13 protein-coding genes are annotated in these 15,535 nt (G+C 55.8%); 7 read left to right on the forward strand and 6 right to left on the reverse strand.

Annotation, left to right across the window (positions count from 1 at the left end; genetic code table 11):
• The 3 genes from Q1Q75_RS15425 to Q1Q75_RS15435 all read right to left on the reverse strand — a co-directional run.
• Nucleotides 1-811 (reverse strand): class I adenylate-forming enzyme family protein (locus tag Q1Q75_RS15425; RefSeq protein WP_300672428.1); only part of this gene is annotated, 811 nt, incomplete at its 3' end.
• 401 nt (nt 812-1,212) lie between these two features.
• Entirely contained in the window at nt 1,213-1,821 is a 609-nt protein-coding gene (locus Q1Q75_RS15430; protein ID WP_300672430.1) for a hypothetical protein, read from the reverse strand.
• Nucleotides 1,822-1,932: 111 nt separating this feature from the next.
• Nucleotides 1,933-3,069, reverse strand: a complete 1,137-nt coding sequence (locus tag Q1Q75_RS15435) for an HRDC domain-containing protein (RefSeq protein ID WP_300672432.1) — start codon at nt 3,067-3,069, stop codon at nt 1,933-1,935.
• A gap of 436 nt (nt 3,070-3,505) precedes the next feature.
• Here Q1Q75_RS15435 and thrS point away from each other — a divergent pair, with 436 nt between their 5' ends.
• The 6 genes from thrS (at nt 3,506) to Q1Q75_RS15465 (ending at nt 10,360) form a co-directional block, all read left to right on the forward strand.
• A complete protein-coding gene (thrS, locus tag Q1Q75_RS15440) occupies nt 3,506-5,419 on the forward strand; it encodes a threonine--tRNA ligase (RefSeq protein WP_300672434.1) in 1,914 nt (637 codons plus the stop codon).
• A 24-nt stretch (nt 5,420-5,443) separates the two neighbouring features.
• A complete protein-coding gene (locus Q1Q75_RS15445; RefSeq protein ID WP_300672436.1) occupies nt 5,444-5,854 on the forward strand; it encodes a VanZ family protein in 411 nt (136 codons plus the stop codon).
• Between the two features lie 137 nt (nt 5,855-5,991).
• A complete protein-coding gene (locus Q1Q75_RS15450; RefSeq protein ID WP_300672438.1) occupies nt 5,992-6,888 on the forward strand; it encodes an exopolyphosphatase in 897 nt (298 codons plus the stop codon).
• Nucleotides 6,878-8,140, forward strand: a complete 1,263-nt coding sequence (locus Q1Q75_RS15455; protein WP_300672440.1) for a (Fe-S)-binding protein — start codon at nt 6,878-6,880, stop codon at nt 8,138-8,140. The genes Q1Q75_RS15450 and Q1Q75_RS15455 overlap by 11 nt, the downstream gene beginning before the upstream one ends.
• Before the next feature lie 86 nt (nt 8,141-8,226).
• Entirely contained in the window at nt 8,227-8,985 is a 759-nt protein-coding gene (locus Q1Q75_RS15460) for a metal-dependent transcriptional regulator (protein ID WP_300672443.1), read from the forward strand.
• Between the two features lie 145 nt (nt 8,986-9,130).
• Nucleotides 9,131-10,360: a DUF2325 domain-containing protein gene (locus tag Q1Q75_RS15465; RefSeq protein WP_300672445.1), complete on the forward strand. Its 1,230-nt coding sequence runs from the start codon at nt 9,131-9,133 to the stop codon at nt 10,358-10,360.
• Between the two features lie 151 nt (nt 10,361-10,511).
• On the opposite strand, the gene trmB is transcribed toward Q1Q75_RS15465, so the two are convergent.
• Together trmB and Q1Q75_RS15475 are read right to left on the reverse strand one after the other, a co-directional pair.
• The gene (gene trmB / locus Q1Q75_RS15470; protein ID WP_300672447.1) at nt 10,512-11,177 is read right to left on the reverse strand and encodes a tRNA (guanosine(46)-N7)-methyltransferase TrmB; all 666 of its coding nucleotides are present in this window, start codon (nt 11,175-11,177) and stop codon (nt 10,512-10,514) included.
• Between the two features lie 66 nt (nt 11,178-11,243).
• Nucleotides 11,244-12,386 carry a THUMP domain-containing protein gene (locus tag Q1Q75_RS15475; protein WP_300672449.1) on the reverse strand — a complete coding sequence of 381 codons (1,143 nt, stop codon included), beginning with the start codon at nt 12,384-12,386 and terminating at the stop codon, nt 11,244-11,246.
• Nucleotides 12,387-12,784: 398 nt separating this feature from the next.
• Between Q1Q75_RS15475 and Q1Q75_RS15480 the strand changes: the two genes are divergently transcribed.
• Nucleotides 12,785-13,540, forward strand: a complete 756-nt coding sequence (locus Q1Q75_RS15480; protein ID WP_300672450.1) for a hypothetical protein — start codon at nt 12,785-12,787, stop codon at nt 13,538-13,540.
• A 152-nt stretch (nt 13,541-13,692) separates the two neighbouring features.
• Here the strand turns inward: Q1Q75_RS15480 and Q1Q75_RS15485 are convergent, their stop codons facing one another.
• Entirely contained in the window at nt 13,693-15,081 is a 1,389-nt protein-coding gene (locus Q1Q75_RS15485; RefSeq protein WP_300672451.1) for a VWA domain-containing protein, read from the reverse strand.
• Between the last annotated feature and the right edge of the window lie 454 nt (nt 15,082-15,535).

Here is a 15,535-nt window from a genome sequence, read left to right on the forward strand (position 1 = left end):
CTTCAAGGGTCATGGTATGCATGATCATATGGCCGTATGAGTGAGAGAGGGGCAGGCCAAGCAGTGTGGTGATGTTGCCCTGGAGGAGGCGTTTGATCCGCCCGAAGGCCCAGCTGTTCTGCATCGCATTGCTGATAATGTTTCGATGGGTGAGCATGCATCCCTTGGGAAGGCCCGTGGTGCCCCCGGTGAAGAGGATCATCTCCAGGTCTTTGTCGGGGTCGAGGGTGAGGCTGGGGGGCGTGCAGGGTGTTTGGCGGGTGAGTTCGGTGAGCCAGTGGGCGCTGCAGGGAAAGTCGGTGACGGGCGGGGCGGGCTCCGGGGCGTCTGAGAAGTCGCCCAAGTGGGTGAGGATCACCTGTTCGAGGGGGGTCGTCTCGGCCAGAGCCCGCGCTTCGGGGCGGCTCTCTTCGATGGCGATGAGAACCCGAGGGCTGCTCTCTTTGAATTTGTGTTTCAGGTGGGCGACCGGCTCCAGTGAGGAGCAGGGGACGTGGACAAGGCCCGCACGGCTGATGGCGTAATCGGCAACCACGAATTGAATCGAGGTGGGGAGCAGCGTGGCCACGCGGTCGCCCTTTTGGAGCCCGAATCGAGTCAGGGCGGTGGCGAGGCGGTAGGCGATATCACGAACTTCCGGGTAGGTGAGTCGAGTGGCTCCCTGGATAAGGCCCTGACTGGGGAACCGGCGGGCGGCCTGGTCAAGGATGTCATACGCCGGTGTCTTGGGATAGGGTTCCAGGGTGGTTGGGATGCCGAGGATGCGATATTCCCTGCTCCAGGGCAGGGCGTTGCCCCTGCGCTTTGTCATGGTTGCCTCCTAAAGGGATGGTGCGAGCCTGAGGGGTCGGAACGGTGTGCTTGGCTGGGGCCGGGGTGGATTGCCATGGGGCGGCGGTCGGGGTATGGGCTTCAGGCCTGCGCGTTTGAGTGGGATGTGGGGGGTGTGACTGGCTTTCGGGTGACGTGTGGGTCTGTCTTGTTAGTTGTAACGGTGCGGAACGTCGTTTGTCAATGGGAAATGTGTTTATATAGGGAACAACAGGAGGTTGGGAAAGAGGGCGCGTGCCAAGCCATGTATTGCGGCTTGGGGCAAATGCGAGGGGGGGCGATTCGTGTCTGTCTGTCGAGGGGGCTATGGCACCGGGGACAGGAGGGGTGCCCCTTGGGGTCTTGCCAGGGGGGCACCTCATCCTGCATGTTGTCCGGGTCTTACTCTTCGCCGAGGTAGGTGTCGATGGCGTGGCTCACTTCATTTAAATGGATAGAGAAGAAGTGGTCTGCGTTTTCGATAATATGGAGTTTGGCTTGCGGGTTCCATACGGGAACCATTCCTTTCACCGTTTCAAAATCAGCAAAGCTGTCCTGGGTTCCGGAGATGACGAGGTTGGGGCCTCTGTCACAAGGTGCTGCCTGAAAATCAAGGAAAGTGACCGGTGGGGCGACCATGACATCGGTGGTGACGGCATGGGCCAGGGAGGCCGACAGGCAGATCCAGGTTCCGAAGGAATAACCGGAGCAGGTGATCTCATCCACCCCTTCGGCTTTGAGATGCTGTGTGGCGGCCAGGAGGTCGGCAATGGCGCCTGCGCCCTCTTCGAATTCGCCGTCACTTTTTCCGGCCCCGCGAAAGTTGAACCGCAAGGTGGCAAACCCGGCCTTCCGGTAACTTTCGGTGATGGCAAGGACCACAGGGTTGTCCATGTCACCGCCGTAGAGGGGGTGAGGGTGGGTGATAACGACCCCGCGTCTGGCGCCGGGGTTTTCGAGCATGCCTTCAAGGGTGATGCCTTCAGACGTGAAGGTGATGCGATGTTCCATGGGGTTCCTCTTGTGGGCGGTGCAGGTCACCGCCCCTGTCATCGGGTCGTAGGGGTAACACTTTATATAGATGCCTTTTCTCAGGTCACCGGATACGACGATAATGGGTCTTTAAGATGCCGAGTGCAGGGCGTTTACGATGCCCTCGCCCAGGGTGCTGATTTGCCATTGGCGCAAGCCGTCGATGGTGTGGAGTTCCTCCACGGTGCCGGGGTTAAGGACGGCAATGGCGGTCATCAGCGCTTTGTTGACAAGGATGGGAGGGTCCAGCGCCAGGCGATCGGCCAGGTCGTCTCGATAGGCTTTGATGGCGTCCAGGCGTTGGGGGATGTCGGGGTTGAAGTTGGGGCGTTTTCCCCTGGGGTATTTGGGCAACTCCTCCTCCGGCAAGGCGACACCTTTTTCGATCGCCTGCAGTACCTGGGTGCCATGGGCGGCGGATTGTCTCGGAGAGAGGGCTCCGCTGGCCTTGAGGTGGCTCAGGGTCAAGGGTTTTTCCTTGGCCAGGGTGTGCAGGGAGGTGTTGCTGAAAACTTTGAAGGGCGGACGATCTTTTTTCTCGGACAGGATGTACCGAAGCTGGAGCAACTCTTCAAGGACCGCAAGGCTTCGTCTGTCGAGCTTTCCGGCTCCTTTGACGCGAGCGAACAAGGGGGTGTCACCGTTGTCCTGATGACGAACCATCGACAGGAGAAGGCATTCTTCCTGCACCCAGGCGGTTCGTCCTTTTGCTTCAAGCTCGTGGTCGAGGATGGTGGCCAGCTTGGGCAGGTAGATGACGTCGCCGGCACCGTAGGCAATCATGCCTTCGGTTAAGGGGCGTTTGGACCAGTCTTTTTTTTGATAGGTCTTGTCCATTTCGATACCGAAGCGGTTTTTCATCACCGAGCCGAGGCCGGTTTCGGGGATGCCGAGGAAACGGGAGGCCAGCTCTGTGTCGAAGAGATTGCGGATGGTGATATCAAAATCCCGGCTTAGAGAGCGAACATCATAGTCGCTTCCGTGAAATATTTTTCGGATGTCCGCTCGTTCAAAGACGGGGACAATGGAGCTCATATCGTCGATAGCCAGGGGGTCAATGACGGCGATAAAATCTCCGGCGGCCATCTGGATCAGGCACACCTTTTCCCGAAAGTGGAACATGGAGTCGGCCTCAAGGTCTACACCGACACAGTCCGCGTTCAGAAAAATATCGGCGATCTCCTCAAGAGCCTCGGTCGTATCAATATAATGAAGGTTGTTTATCATGGGAGTCATGGGAAAATTTGAGGCTCGCTATTACGGCCATTTCATGCGCTGGGCATGCGAGAGAAAATCGAGACACAGGGGCTTCTTTGTTTATGCAGTGTCGACTCCGGGAAACAGACGTTGCACTGTCTGAGCGTTGGCGCGAAGTCCGGCAAGCTGCGAGGCCAATATGCCTTATACACAACCGCCGGCCCACCAGCGGTGTGATCGAGTGTGATCCTGTTGGTGTAGCATTTTTTTTACCGGAAGACCATACACTTTCATCGATCCCTTGGATATGGGAGCTTTTGTCTTGACCCTCCTGGTGAATTACCCTAAATTCAGAAATTAGCTCTGTTTTCAGTGCAGTGTGCACACCTGCTGTTTTTCAAGCCATTGGAAAAGCTTTGCATAATAGGCAATTACTCATATAATTCAAGACGATACGGATAAAGATATGGTTAAGATCACTCTACCGGATGGAAGCGAACGCGAGTTTAATGAAGCCCCTTCAGGGGGTGATATAGCCCTTTCTATTTCTGAAGGCTTTGCGCGAAGCTGTGTGGCCATGGAAATCGAGGGGCGGATGATGGACCTCTCAGAAAAGGCCCAAGACGGCGCTGTCGTCCGTCTTATCACCACCAAAGATTCGGAAGCCCTTGAGATTATGCGGCACAGCGCCGCACACGTGATGGCCCAGGCCATTACGAATCTTTATAAGGAGGCTCATCTGACCATCGGTCCTGTGGTGGAAGGGGGCTTTTATTATGATATCGACATGGAGCCCATCGGTGAAGAGGCCTTTCCTGCCATTGAGCAGGAGATCAATCGCCTGGTCAAAGCCAAGCTCCCGTTTACGCGTAAGGAGATCTCCCGGGAAGAGGCGCTGGAGCATTTCAAGGACGAGCCTTACAAGCTTGAGCTCATTGAAGGGCTTGAAGGCACGATCTCTTTGTATGAGCAGGGGGATTTTTCAGACCTCTGTCGCGGTCCCCATGTTCCCCATACCGGGATGCTGAAAGCCGTCAAGTTGATGCGTGTTTCCGGTGCCTACTGGCGAGCCGATCAGAACAATGCCCAGCTTCAACGGGTTTACGGCACGGCCTTTTTTGACAAAAAAGAGCTCAAAGCCCACCTTCATATGATTGAAGAGGCCAAGAAGCGGGACCACCGAAAACTCGGGACCCAGCTGGATCTCTTCAGCTTTCATGATGAAGCACCGGGGATGCCTTTCTTTCATGCCCGTGGCATGGCCATGTGGAATGCACTCCTCGGGTACTGGCGGGAAGAGCACCTGAAGGATGAGTATGTAGAGACCAAGACCCCCATCATGCTCAACCGTGCCCTCTGGGAACAAAGCGGCCACTGGGAGAACTATCGGGAGAACATGTACACCACCAGCGTGGACGAGATTGATTATGCCATCAAACCGATGAACTGCCCCGGTGGGATGCTCCTCTTTCGCATGAAGAGCCCCTCTTACCGGGAGTTGCCCTACCGCGCCGGGGAGATCGGCCTGGTCCACCGTCATGAGTTATCCGGTGCTCTTTCCGGACTCTTTCGTGTTCGCGCCTTTCACCAGGATGACGCCCATATCTTCATGACACCCGATCAGATTCACGATGAGATCCTGGGGGTCCTGAAACTTGATGAACGGGTCTATAAGACCTTCGGTCTGGACTTTCACCTGGAACTCTCCACCCGCCCGAAAAAATCGATCGGTTCGGACGAGCAGTGGGAGAAGGCCACCGAGGGGCTTCGGTCCGCCCTGGATGCGTATGGCAAAGGGTATGTGATCAACGAAGGGGACGGTGCGTTCTACGGCCCTAAAATTGACATTCATATCAAAGATGCCATTGGACGAACCTGGCAGTGTGGTACCATTCAGCTGGACATGAGCCTGCCGGAACGATTCGATCTCTCTTATATCGGCCCCGACAACGAGAAACACCGCCCGGTGATGATTCACCGTGTTGTGTTCGGGTCCATTGAGCGTTTCTTCGGTATCCTCGTGGAGCACTACGTCGGCCGGTTTCCCTTGTGGCTGGCCCCGGTTCAGGCGGTTCTTTTGCCCATGAACGATGACCTGATGGATTATACCCGGCAGGTGAAAAAAGAGCTTGAAGCCGAAGGGCTTCGTGTGGATGTGGATGGCCGTGGAGAGAGCCTCAAGCGTAAAGTGCGCGATGCCCAGCTCCAGCAGGTACCCGTGATTATTACGATTGGTGAAAAAGAGCGGGAGGCCAATGTCTTCTCTGTTCGTACCCTGGATGGTAAGGTGACCTACGGGGTTTCCCGTGAGCACTTTCTTTCCGTCGTGAAAGAGGCGATCCGTAACCGAAGAAATGAAAGCGTTCCCACATTCGGGTAACAGCAAAAGGGGAAGGGGGGCCTTATGGGCGTTCTGGGGTCGAAGGTGTTTCGCAGCTGGCTTGCCGTGTTTCTTCTCTGTGTCCTTATTTTTCTTCCTTCCCTGATGCATCTGCCCATGCCTCGGGGGCCTTATTACGATAAAGTGCTCCATCTGCTGGTCTACACCGCCGCCGGGTTTTTCGTCTTGCGGGGCGCCCGGTCTCTGCCCCTGGGGCAACATCGACTGGCCGCCATTAGCTTTGCCTTTCTGCTGGCAGCGCTGATTGGTATGGCGGATGAAGTGATTCAGCTTTTTGTTCCGAATCGGTTCATGGATCGGGTGGATTTTTTGTTTGACCTGGCGGGCATCGTCTGCGGGATCGCCCTTTACCTTGTGCTCTGGGGGCGAGAGGAACGGAAGCTGCGTGGCCGGTCCCCTTTGCGCAGGCCATGAACGCGGGCCTTTGATGCAGGACGCCCCCGATCCCCCTTGGGAACGAAGCACTGTGTGAGCAGCGATGTGTCCTGAACCACGCATCTGCACCTGAATAACCTGATATTATCTGCCATCCCATAACAGGAAAGAAGACCATGCGAATCGTTACACGACCCGATTTTGACGGGGTGGTTTGCGCCGTCGTGCTTGAAGAATCTCTAACCTTGACCGAACCCACGCTTTGGGTTGAGCCCAACGACATGCAGCGGGGCACGGTGGAGATTCGGCCAGGCGACGTGATTGCCAACCTGCCCTTTGACTCGCGCTGCAGTCTCTGGTTTGATCACCACGCCACCAACCGGGTGGAGCTCCCCTTTGACGGGGCCTTTGATGTGGTGCCCTCTGCCGCCGGTCTGGTGTGGAAATACTGGCGGGAGAGTATGGAAAAAGACCTCTCCGAGTTGATCAGTGAGACGGATCGCATTGACTCGGCGGATCTCACCCGAGACGAGGTAGAGACCCCGGAAAGCAATCCCTATGTGCTGCTCTCTATGACCATCTTTGGGCGCAAGCAGGCCGATGCCCTTTACTGGGATCGCCTTGTGGGGCTTTTAAGGACCCGGTCCATAGACGGGGTGATGGCCGATCCGGAGGTCAAGCATCGCTGCGAGGCGGTGGTGGCACAGAATAAAAAGTACCGAAGGCACCTCCGCTCTTGCACCATTGTGAAGGAGGGGGTCTCCATCACCGATTTCAGGGGGTATGATGAAGCGCCGGAGGGGAATCGGTTCCTCGTCTATGCCATGTTTCCAGAAGCCGTGGTGAGTGTGAAGATCCGCTACGTGGACCGTGCCAGGAGACGGGTGGTTTTAAGCGTGGGCCACAGTATCTTCAATGTGGGGTGCCATGTCCATGCAGGGCACCTCTTGTCCAACTACAACGGGGGGGGGCACTTCGGGGCCGCGGCCTGTACCTTTGAGTCGACCATGGCCGATAAATATATTCCCCGCATTATCGCGGTATTGCAGGAAAATCAGCCCCATGAGCATTGATCTCGTTCTTCTGGCAACGGCCGCTGAAGAGATGGCTTCCGTGTGTAACCGCTGCGGCCTGTGTCAAGCCGTCTGTCCCGTTTACAAGCAAACCGGCCTTGAAGGGGACTCGGCCCGTGGAAAGCTGGCGCTTATCGTGGCCCTCCACGATCGGCTCACCGACGATCCGTCAGAGACCCTGGCCCGGTTGAATCGGTGCACCCTCTGCGGTGGCTGCAAGGCCACCTGTCCTCGGGGTGTGGCCACGGTGGATGCCTTTCTCCTGGCGCGCCAAGCTCTGGCTGAAGCGGCGCGTCTTTCCAAGGGTAAACGTGCCCTCCTGAGAAAAGCCTTCGCCGATCCCAGGCGCACGGCCACCCTCGCCGCTCGGTTTGCCGCGGTTCAGAGGCGGCTGATCTCTTCGTCGGACACCGAACGGGTGACCCTGGCAGGGCGGTACCCTGTTCCGAAAATCACCCAGCCTTTCTTCACCGAGCATTATACCCCGAAGGAGGGGGCGGTGGGAGGGCCGGAGGTCCTTCTATTCGCCGGTTGCCTGGTGGACAAGGTGTATCCCTTCGTGGGAGAGGGCCTGGCCTCGCTTCTTACCGACGCAGGGGCTCGGGTGCATGTGCCGAAAGAGCAAGGGTGCTGCGGGATTCCCTTTCTCACCGATGGCGATGAAGAGGCTTTTTTGCAGGCCGTAAAACGGCATCTGGCTCTGTTCGCCACGCTCTCCTTCAGTCATGTGGTGACTCCGTGTGCCACCTGTACCCATGCGTTGAAAAACCTCTGGCCCAAGGTCAAGCCTCAACTCACGGAGGCCGAGGGCGTCCTGGTCGATCGCATCGCCGAAACGGTGTGCGACGGCGGGGATCTTCTGGTGCAGCTGGGGTCCCGAGAGTCCGAACCTTTTCAGGAGACCGGCCTGAGGGTCACCGTCCATGACCCCTGCCATGGACGTCACAGCCTTCACAATACAGAAAACACTCGCTCGCTTCTGAAACGCGCCGGCCATACCCTGGTCGAGATGGAGCAGGGCTGCTGTGGGCTGGGTGGCAGCTTTGGGGTGACACACCGGGGCCTTTCTCTGGGGATCGGGGAGGGCTGTCTTGCCCGTATCGAGGCCACCGGAGCTGACGTGGTGGTGACCTCCTGCCCAGGGTGCATGGCTCAGATTGAAGCCCTGCTTAAGGGCGCAAATTCGCGAATTCGGGTGCTGCATGCCGTGGAAATTCTGGAGAATCCCCTTGACAGTTCGGGGGGCTCTTGATTTATATTCGGTGAGACGAAGAAAAGTGCCTGCGTAAAAAGTCTCTTTTAGAACGCATCAATCATACAGATGGGGTAAAATCAACGATGTCGCAGATCGAAGAACTCAGTGCAAGCCTGGAAGATTACCTTGAGGCGATCTACCACGTTGTCTCTGAAAAGCAAGCCGCCCGCGCAAAAGATATTGCCAGAAAGACAGGGGTCAACAGCTCATCGGTCACTGGCGCTTTGAGGTCCCTGGCTGAAAAAGGGTATATCAATTATGCCCCTTATGACCTCATCACCTTGACGGCCAAGGGGCAGCAGCATGCCCGAGACGTCGTCAGACGTCATGAAGCCCTCAAGGACTTTTTTATTCGCGTTCTCTTTATCGAGTCGGTGGAAGCCGAAGAGACCGCGTGCAAAATGGAGCATACCGTTTCTCGTGCTGTTCTGGATCGCATCATCTCTTTGATGGAATTCATCGATCTTTGCCCCCGTGCAGGCACGGAATGGCTCCAGCAGTTTGCCGCCCGTTATGACAAAGATGCGTCCCGTGATGAGTGCAAGGGATGTCTGGAGCAGTGTATCGGTGGCCTTCGCGACCTTGGGGGTTTGGACCCTGATTCCGGGGTAACCCAGAGTCTTTCTTCCCTGGCAAGGGGTGAACGTGGCATTATTGTCAAGATCACCGGCACCGGCAATGTGGCCCGACAGATGAAAGATTCTGGCGCGAACGTGGGTAATATCATTGAGGTCGAGGCCGTGGATGAGGCGGGTGAGTTGATTACGGCCAAGGTGATGGGATATCACCTCGATTTGCGAAAAGAGGACGCTGAAAAGGTCGTCGTGAGGATGCTCTCGTAAAGGGAGTTTAACAGGGGCGTTTCATTCGCACCTGCCTAAGGCTCAGATAGGTTTGACATGTAAAGAAAACAATTGGGAGTGGGAAGCCGCTCCCTTTTTTGGGGATAAAAAGTTAGGCAACCCGAAATAAATTTGGAGGCTCAATATGTTCGAAGGGATACTGGAAGGGATGAGATTGGATGGGGCAATTGAAAAGAGCGTTGAGGGCATGCTGATTCCCCATTTCTGGGAGATTCCCTCCTCTCTGAAATGCCCGGTGGTGGGGCTTGGGATCAGTGACGCAGAGGGGCAGAGGATTCTCAAGAAATGCGGGCGTCGCACAAAAAATCTGGAGCCCTGGCAGGTGCATCGGGACCTGATGGAAGAGGTGGGCTCGGACACCCCCGTGGCCAGGCGAGTGGACGCTGTCCTGAAACGCAAATTTTCTAGTGCCCTTGCAAAGATGACCTCCCTTCCAGAAGAGCGGCTTCTGCCCTTTCTTAAAACAGCCATCGCCCGTGGGGATGCCGCTGAAGCTCTCTATTGTTTGGCCATGCGAAAAGGCCTCTCCCTGGAGACCCTTGTGACCGTGGTTGGGGAGGCCCATATGATGGGGCATACAACCGCCGTGGCCCTTCTGGCGGCTCGGAAAAAAGAGCTGAAAAGTGCCGACCAGGTTAAGGAACTCAAAGAAGCCCTGAATGTTGAGAGACGGGAACGCCGACGTCTGGGGCGTGAATTGGAGCAGAAGACTGAGGAGGCAAAGGGTCTCCGGTTGTCCGTGGAGACGATGGCAGGGTCGATGCCCGTCCTGGAGCCCCGTGTGTCTGATGGGAAGCCAGGAGATGCTGATGCCTTGCTTCGGGAGAGAGCAAAACGGAGAGAGATCGAACGGGAACGGGATATGCTGGCCCGTGAAGCGCGGAAGCAGCAACGGGAGAAAAGGAAACTTAAGATTCGTGCCTTTGAGCTGGCAATCGAAAACAAAACCTTAGCCGATGAGGTGATGAGTCTGGCCATCGGTCGCCCGGCGCCTCCCTTGAAACCCATGCTCTGTGATGGTCGGGGGTGTCGCACCTGCCCGGAGCAGAAAACCTGCAGCCGCAGAGTACTCATGGTGGGAGGGCTCTCCCGCATGGAACCCCATTACAGGCGCGTGGCCGAAGCGAAAGGCCTGGGATTTGAGTACCACGACGGCACCATGAGCGGAGGGCGAAAGGTGCTCGAAAATCAGGTGACCCGGTGTGATATGGTGGTTTGCCCCGTGACCTGTAACAGCCACAATGCCTGCCGCAGCGTGAAAAAACTTTGCGTTAAACACAACAAAGAGATCCGTTTTCTTCCCACCTCAAGCATTTCAGCCCTGACCGGTGTGCTCCTTGATATGCCGGCTTAGGGTTATCAGAAAGGCCGCTTCCGGCATCCTGTGGCTTTTGTATTCGTTCAGTGTGTGGGGACGCTCTGTCGGAGGGTTGTGTGAGGGTGGGAGGAGCAGCCTCCGCGTGCGCAAGGGGAAAATCCTTTGCACGCGGAGACTTTAAACAAAACTAATTCAGGCAGAACCGGATGTATTTAATCAGCCGGCCTTCTTTGATATAGCGTTTCTCGTAGGTGGTCTGAACGGCCGTGGCGTCACCGAGTTCTTCCGAGACACTGTAAAGGTCATGGGTATGGAAGAGGATCTCGGCGCCGTTTTCTTTAAGGCTCTCTAAAGAGAACTCGTAGAGAGTGGGGTCGTCGGTTTTGAGGTGGAGAAGAGCCCCGGGTTCGACGATTTGTCTGTATACGTCCAAAAAGCTGCCTGCCGTGAGGCGTTTACGGCCGTTGGTGGTTCGGTTGTAAGGGTCTGGAAAGGTGATCCAGGCCTCGGAGAGCCGCTGTCCCTTTAGAAAGGGGATGAGGAACTCCACACGGATTCTCACGAACATGACATTGGTCAGGCCCTCTTCACGGGCTTTTAAGGCACCAATATAGAGGCGGTCCGACTTGAGGTCGATGCCCACGTAGTTTTTGTGGGGGTTTCGCCGGGCCAGGTCGATACAGTACTCGCCCCTGCCGCAGCCAATTTCCACCACGGTCTCCTGCTCCTTTTCAAAGGAGTGGTCGTCCCAGCTTCGATCGACTGTTCGGTTTTCCGCATCCACAATGTGCGTGTAAATAACGTTGGAGAAGTTGTGGATCTCTTCGTAACGCATCAATTTTTTCTTGGCCATGCCTTCGTGTTCCGCTTTTTGTTTATGTCAGGGCTGATCGTCTTGTTTCGCCCCGCTTTGTGTGGATCAATACAGATTGTACTTGCAGAGCCGTCCATCCAGGCCGCCGTTCATGAGGGGGCGCTTCCATTCGGTCTTCAATCCAAGGCTTCCAATGAGTTCCCGGTTTCCGAAGTAGATAAAGGCGGTGGAGCCCTTGCATTCATTCTTCAGAAAATCACCGAATTCTTTGTAAAGCACCTTTATGTCTTCTTCCTTGCCCAGGCGGATGCCGTAGGGAGGATTGCAGACGATGATGCTCTCTTCGTGGATCTGGAGTTTTCGGAAGTCTTTTCGGAAGATGGGAATCTGCTCTCCGCCGGGCAGGTTGGCCATATTCTCCTGGGCCGCTGCGACCGTGGCTTTGGAGATATCGCTTCCCATGATCAGGCCCTCTTCAGGAGGCTGAATGCGTTTCGTTGCCTTTTGTCGCTCCGCTTCCCACAACTTTTTGTTGAAGTTGGGCAGTCGGGAGAGTCCGAACCGTTTTCGAAGGTAGCTGGCGGGGATGCCGCTGGCGAGCATGTGAGCTTCGGAAAGGATGGTGCCCGATCCGCACATGGGATCCACCAGGGGAGTCTCTAAGTCCCATTCAGTAATGGCGAGAATGGCCGCAGCCAGGGTCTCCTGCATGGGGGCTTCCACGCCCTGGGTGCGGTAACCGCGCCGGTGCAGGGAGCCGCCGGAGGTGTCCACGCTGATGGTGGCTCGCTCGTTGCGGATGTGAAGATGGAAGATGATGTCCGGGGACTTTTTGTCCACATCGGGGCGGATTCCCGTGCGGGCACGGAAATAATCGCAGATGGCGTCTTTCAGCTTCAGGGCCGCATAATGGGAGTTATTGATCGCTTCGGTTTCTGAAACGTTGGCCACAATGGCAAAAGACCCGTTGGGGCGGAGAAAGTCTCGCCAGTCCATGGTGCGGGTCGAGCGGTATAGCTTGTCGGCATCAGGGCATCGAAAAGAGATCAGGGGCGCCAGGATACGGGTGGCGAGCCGAGACCGGAGGTTGATGCGATAGAGTCCTGCCTTGTCGGTCGTAAAGGTCAGAATTCCAAATTCGGTTTTGATCACCTCGGCGCCGAGCCAGGAAAGCTCGCGTGTCAGTTCCTCTTCAATACCGGGAAGTACCTGTGCATAATAGAGATTTTGTTTCTGATACGTATACATGGGAAGGCAATATACACCTATTTGATAGGTTCCTCAATACCAATATGGGGACCGTTGCGGGAAAGGTGAAAAACTTGAAAACTGCCTGTTCTTTGAGCGAGGTCATGGCCCTCTTTTGCACCGGAAAAAATCAGGGCAACAGAGGAAAATCCGGGTGTGCGCCGAGGGTTTCCAGCTCGTTTTCTGGGTGGATCCCATGGAGGCTGTTTGATAATACGGCCGTGTTCCTCAGGCGCTGTCTATGGGGTTGTAATATGCGATGAATCACTGTGTCACAGCGGTGTATTGTTGTATAGAGAAAGACCGGGTTTCAGGAAGGCACCCGGAGGCGCTTTTTTTCTGTGCAATCAAAGGGTCGGGCAGGTGACAATCAAAGGAGGCTATTTATGAGGGGGACGATGAGACGGACAACAGGTTGGGTGGTTTTTTTGAGTGCTTTGTTTGTGGCTGCGGTCTCTTTTGCCGGAGAGTGTGCTTGTTGGGATGATCGAGAACGGCATGAAGTGGAAGGGTTCTCTGAAATGGAAGGGGCTGTTATCCTTTCGTTTAAAGATGCCGTGAGCTGTGAACCTCTTGGAGAGGCCAGTGTGGTCCTTTCTCTCCCCGATAAAAAGCGACAGCTGACCACCGGTGCCAAAGGGTACATCGTCATGCCGGAACGGATCGTGGATGCCATAGGCGAAGGGGTCATTGGCATTCGGCTCTCCAAAGAAGGCTACATTCCCCTCGAGATTGAGATCCCTGTGCATGCGGGCACCATTCGGGCCAAACGGTACCTTGTCTCCAAAGCCCTTCCCCCGCAAAGTTACCGCTTCGTCCTCCAGTGGGACGAAAAACCCATGGACCTCGACCTTCACCTTATTAAAGATCAGTCGGTTCATATCTCTTACCGACACAAGCGATCCATCCCGGATCTTGCCCGCCTCGACCGTGACGATATGGACGGTCTCGGCCCCGAGACCCTTACCTTGGATTGCGTGAAAGCCACCTCTACCTACCGGCTTTTTGTCCACAACTACTCCGGCGAAGCCTCCCTGGCCGGTGCCCGCGTGAGCGTCTACGCAGACAACAAACTCGATCGCGTGATCCCCCTTCCCGAAACCAATGGGCGTGAGGTGAATGTGCTGGTGATCGAAGGCGGGAAACTCAGATAAAAAGTCCTCCCCCGTGTTCGGGGTTCTCATGGCAAAGGGGGGTGGGTAACGGGTGCGCAAGCACCCCTGACACGCAGCGTATTCACAAATCCGCTTTCGAGGTGGCACACCTCGCCGCCGGAGGCCGCTTTTTCCCCTCTTCCCTTTTTCTCCTACAGGACCAACTCCTGAATAAAATCGATGAGCTGATTTAAGTTTCCACAGGCGCGGACTTCATGGCAGTGGGCTTTGTAGTTGTACATTTCGGAGTCGCCTTCGGTCCAGTGCTTCTCCTGCTCGGGGTTGAGCCAGATGATACGGCGGCATTTGTCGCGGAGCTGGCGCAGGATGTGGTCCTGGGGGTTCTGGTAGTTGGAGCGGGCGTCACCGATGATAATGAGGGTGGTTTTTTTGTCGAGGTCGGGGAGGTGGTTGTTTTTGAAGGTTTGGAAGGCCATGCCGTAGTCGGTCTGGGCATAGTAGTTGATGGGGGTGTCCTTCATGATGGCTTCAATGGCGTCGTTGACCTCTTTTTCGATGAAGTAGTCGGTGACTTCAGCCAGCTCCGAGACGAAGATGAAGCTTTTGACTTTGCTGAAGCACTCCTGCAGGGCGTAGAGGATGTTGAGCATGAAGCGGGCCGTGGCCCAGACCGATCCAGAGACGTCGCAGAGGACCACGATTTTGCCCTTTCTCAAGGGCTTGTCTTTTCGGATGATCTCAATGGGGATCCCTAAGTATTTACCGGCCCGGCGCAGGGTTTTTTTGACGTCGATGACGCCTTTTTTGGCCACAGAGTAGCGCAGGGTGGCGATCTCTTCGAGCTTCTTCACCAACTGGCGGATGACGTCTCTCACCTCTTCGATCTCATCGGCAGAGAGGGAGGAGAAGGGGATCTGACCGATTTCATCGTAGTGCTCGTCGTTGTGGGCCACTTTTTTTAGCCCTGAGTTTTTGGTCTTCGGCTCCTTGGTGAGCAGATCGTAGGCGCTTTCCAAGCGGCGGCTGAATTCATTCTCGATCTTTGCCTTCGCGGAGTCGTCCACCGCGGCGTGGTTGCCCCCCAGGAATTGAAGCACCTTCTGTTTCGTCTGATTGATCTTGAGCATGACCTCCAGGCGGACAGAGAGTTGGGTCATGTTGGATTTAAGGCCCATGGCGGCCTTTTCTTCCTGCTTGTGGAGTTTATTGATGAGGTCCAGGTACCCCAGAGGTTTTCCGGCCATGAAGTCGAGGATGGCCTGTTTCATGGCATCGCCGTCGGCTTTCAGCTCTTCGGCCAATTGGGCGATGATCTCATCAAACCCCTGGCTCTCCGGTGTGACCTCGATTCCCGTCAGGTCACTTTTCATCTCATGGAAGAAGAGGTGATAAAGTTGTTCGAATCGATCCTGATCCCGGTGGCTTTTGGCGAAGTTGGTTCGGAGCACCGTGTAGAACTGAAACTCATCAAAGGGGTCCACAATGGCCAGCTGCTGGACCACATCCAGTACCTCGGCGGTTGAGACCCTTAAATCAGCGGCTCGGCAGCAGTTTACAAATCGCAATGTCAGATTAACCATGGTGGGTGCCTTCTATGGTCAAAATTGGGTTAAAAAGCGTGCCTCCGGCGGCGAGGTGAGCCACCTCGAAAGCTGATTGCCATTGCACTTTGCCCTTCGTTCCTCAGGGCAAAGTGCAATGGCGTTCGCTGCGGGCTGCGCCCGCCATCAAAGCTGGTGGCTACTCAATCATTGCCACGAGTTGCGTAATACAGTGTCGTATCACCAACGGATTCGGCTTTAATCTGAGTGCATATGGCGTCCAGCTTTTTGACGAAAGCTGGACCAAAAACGTTTCGGTTGCTGCCGGATTTCCCTCGATCCTCGGGCAAACCGGTGGCGAGTAAAAAAACACCCATCGGGGATGACGATGCAGGGTATTTAACCTCTGCCGCAGTCCACGGGCGCAGCTCGTCAGCGAATGTGATGAGTCCGAGGAACGAGGGCTCAGAGCATTCGCAACCTGGGGTCCAGG

It is taken from the genome of Desulfoluna sp., assembly GCF_030145185.1.
GTDB lineage: Bacteria > Desulfobacterota > Desulfobacteria > Desulfobacterales > Desulfolunaceae > Desulfoluna.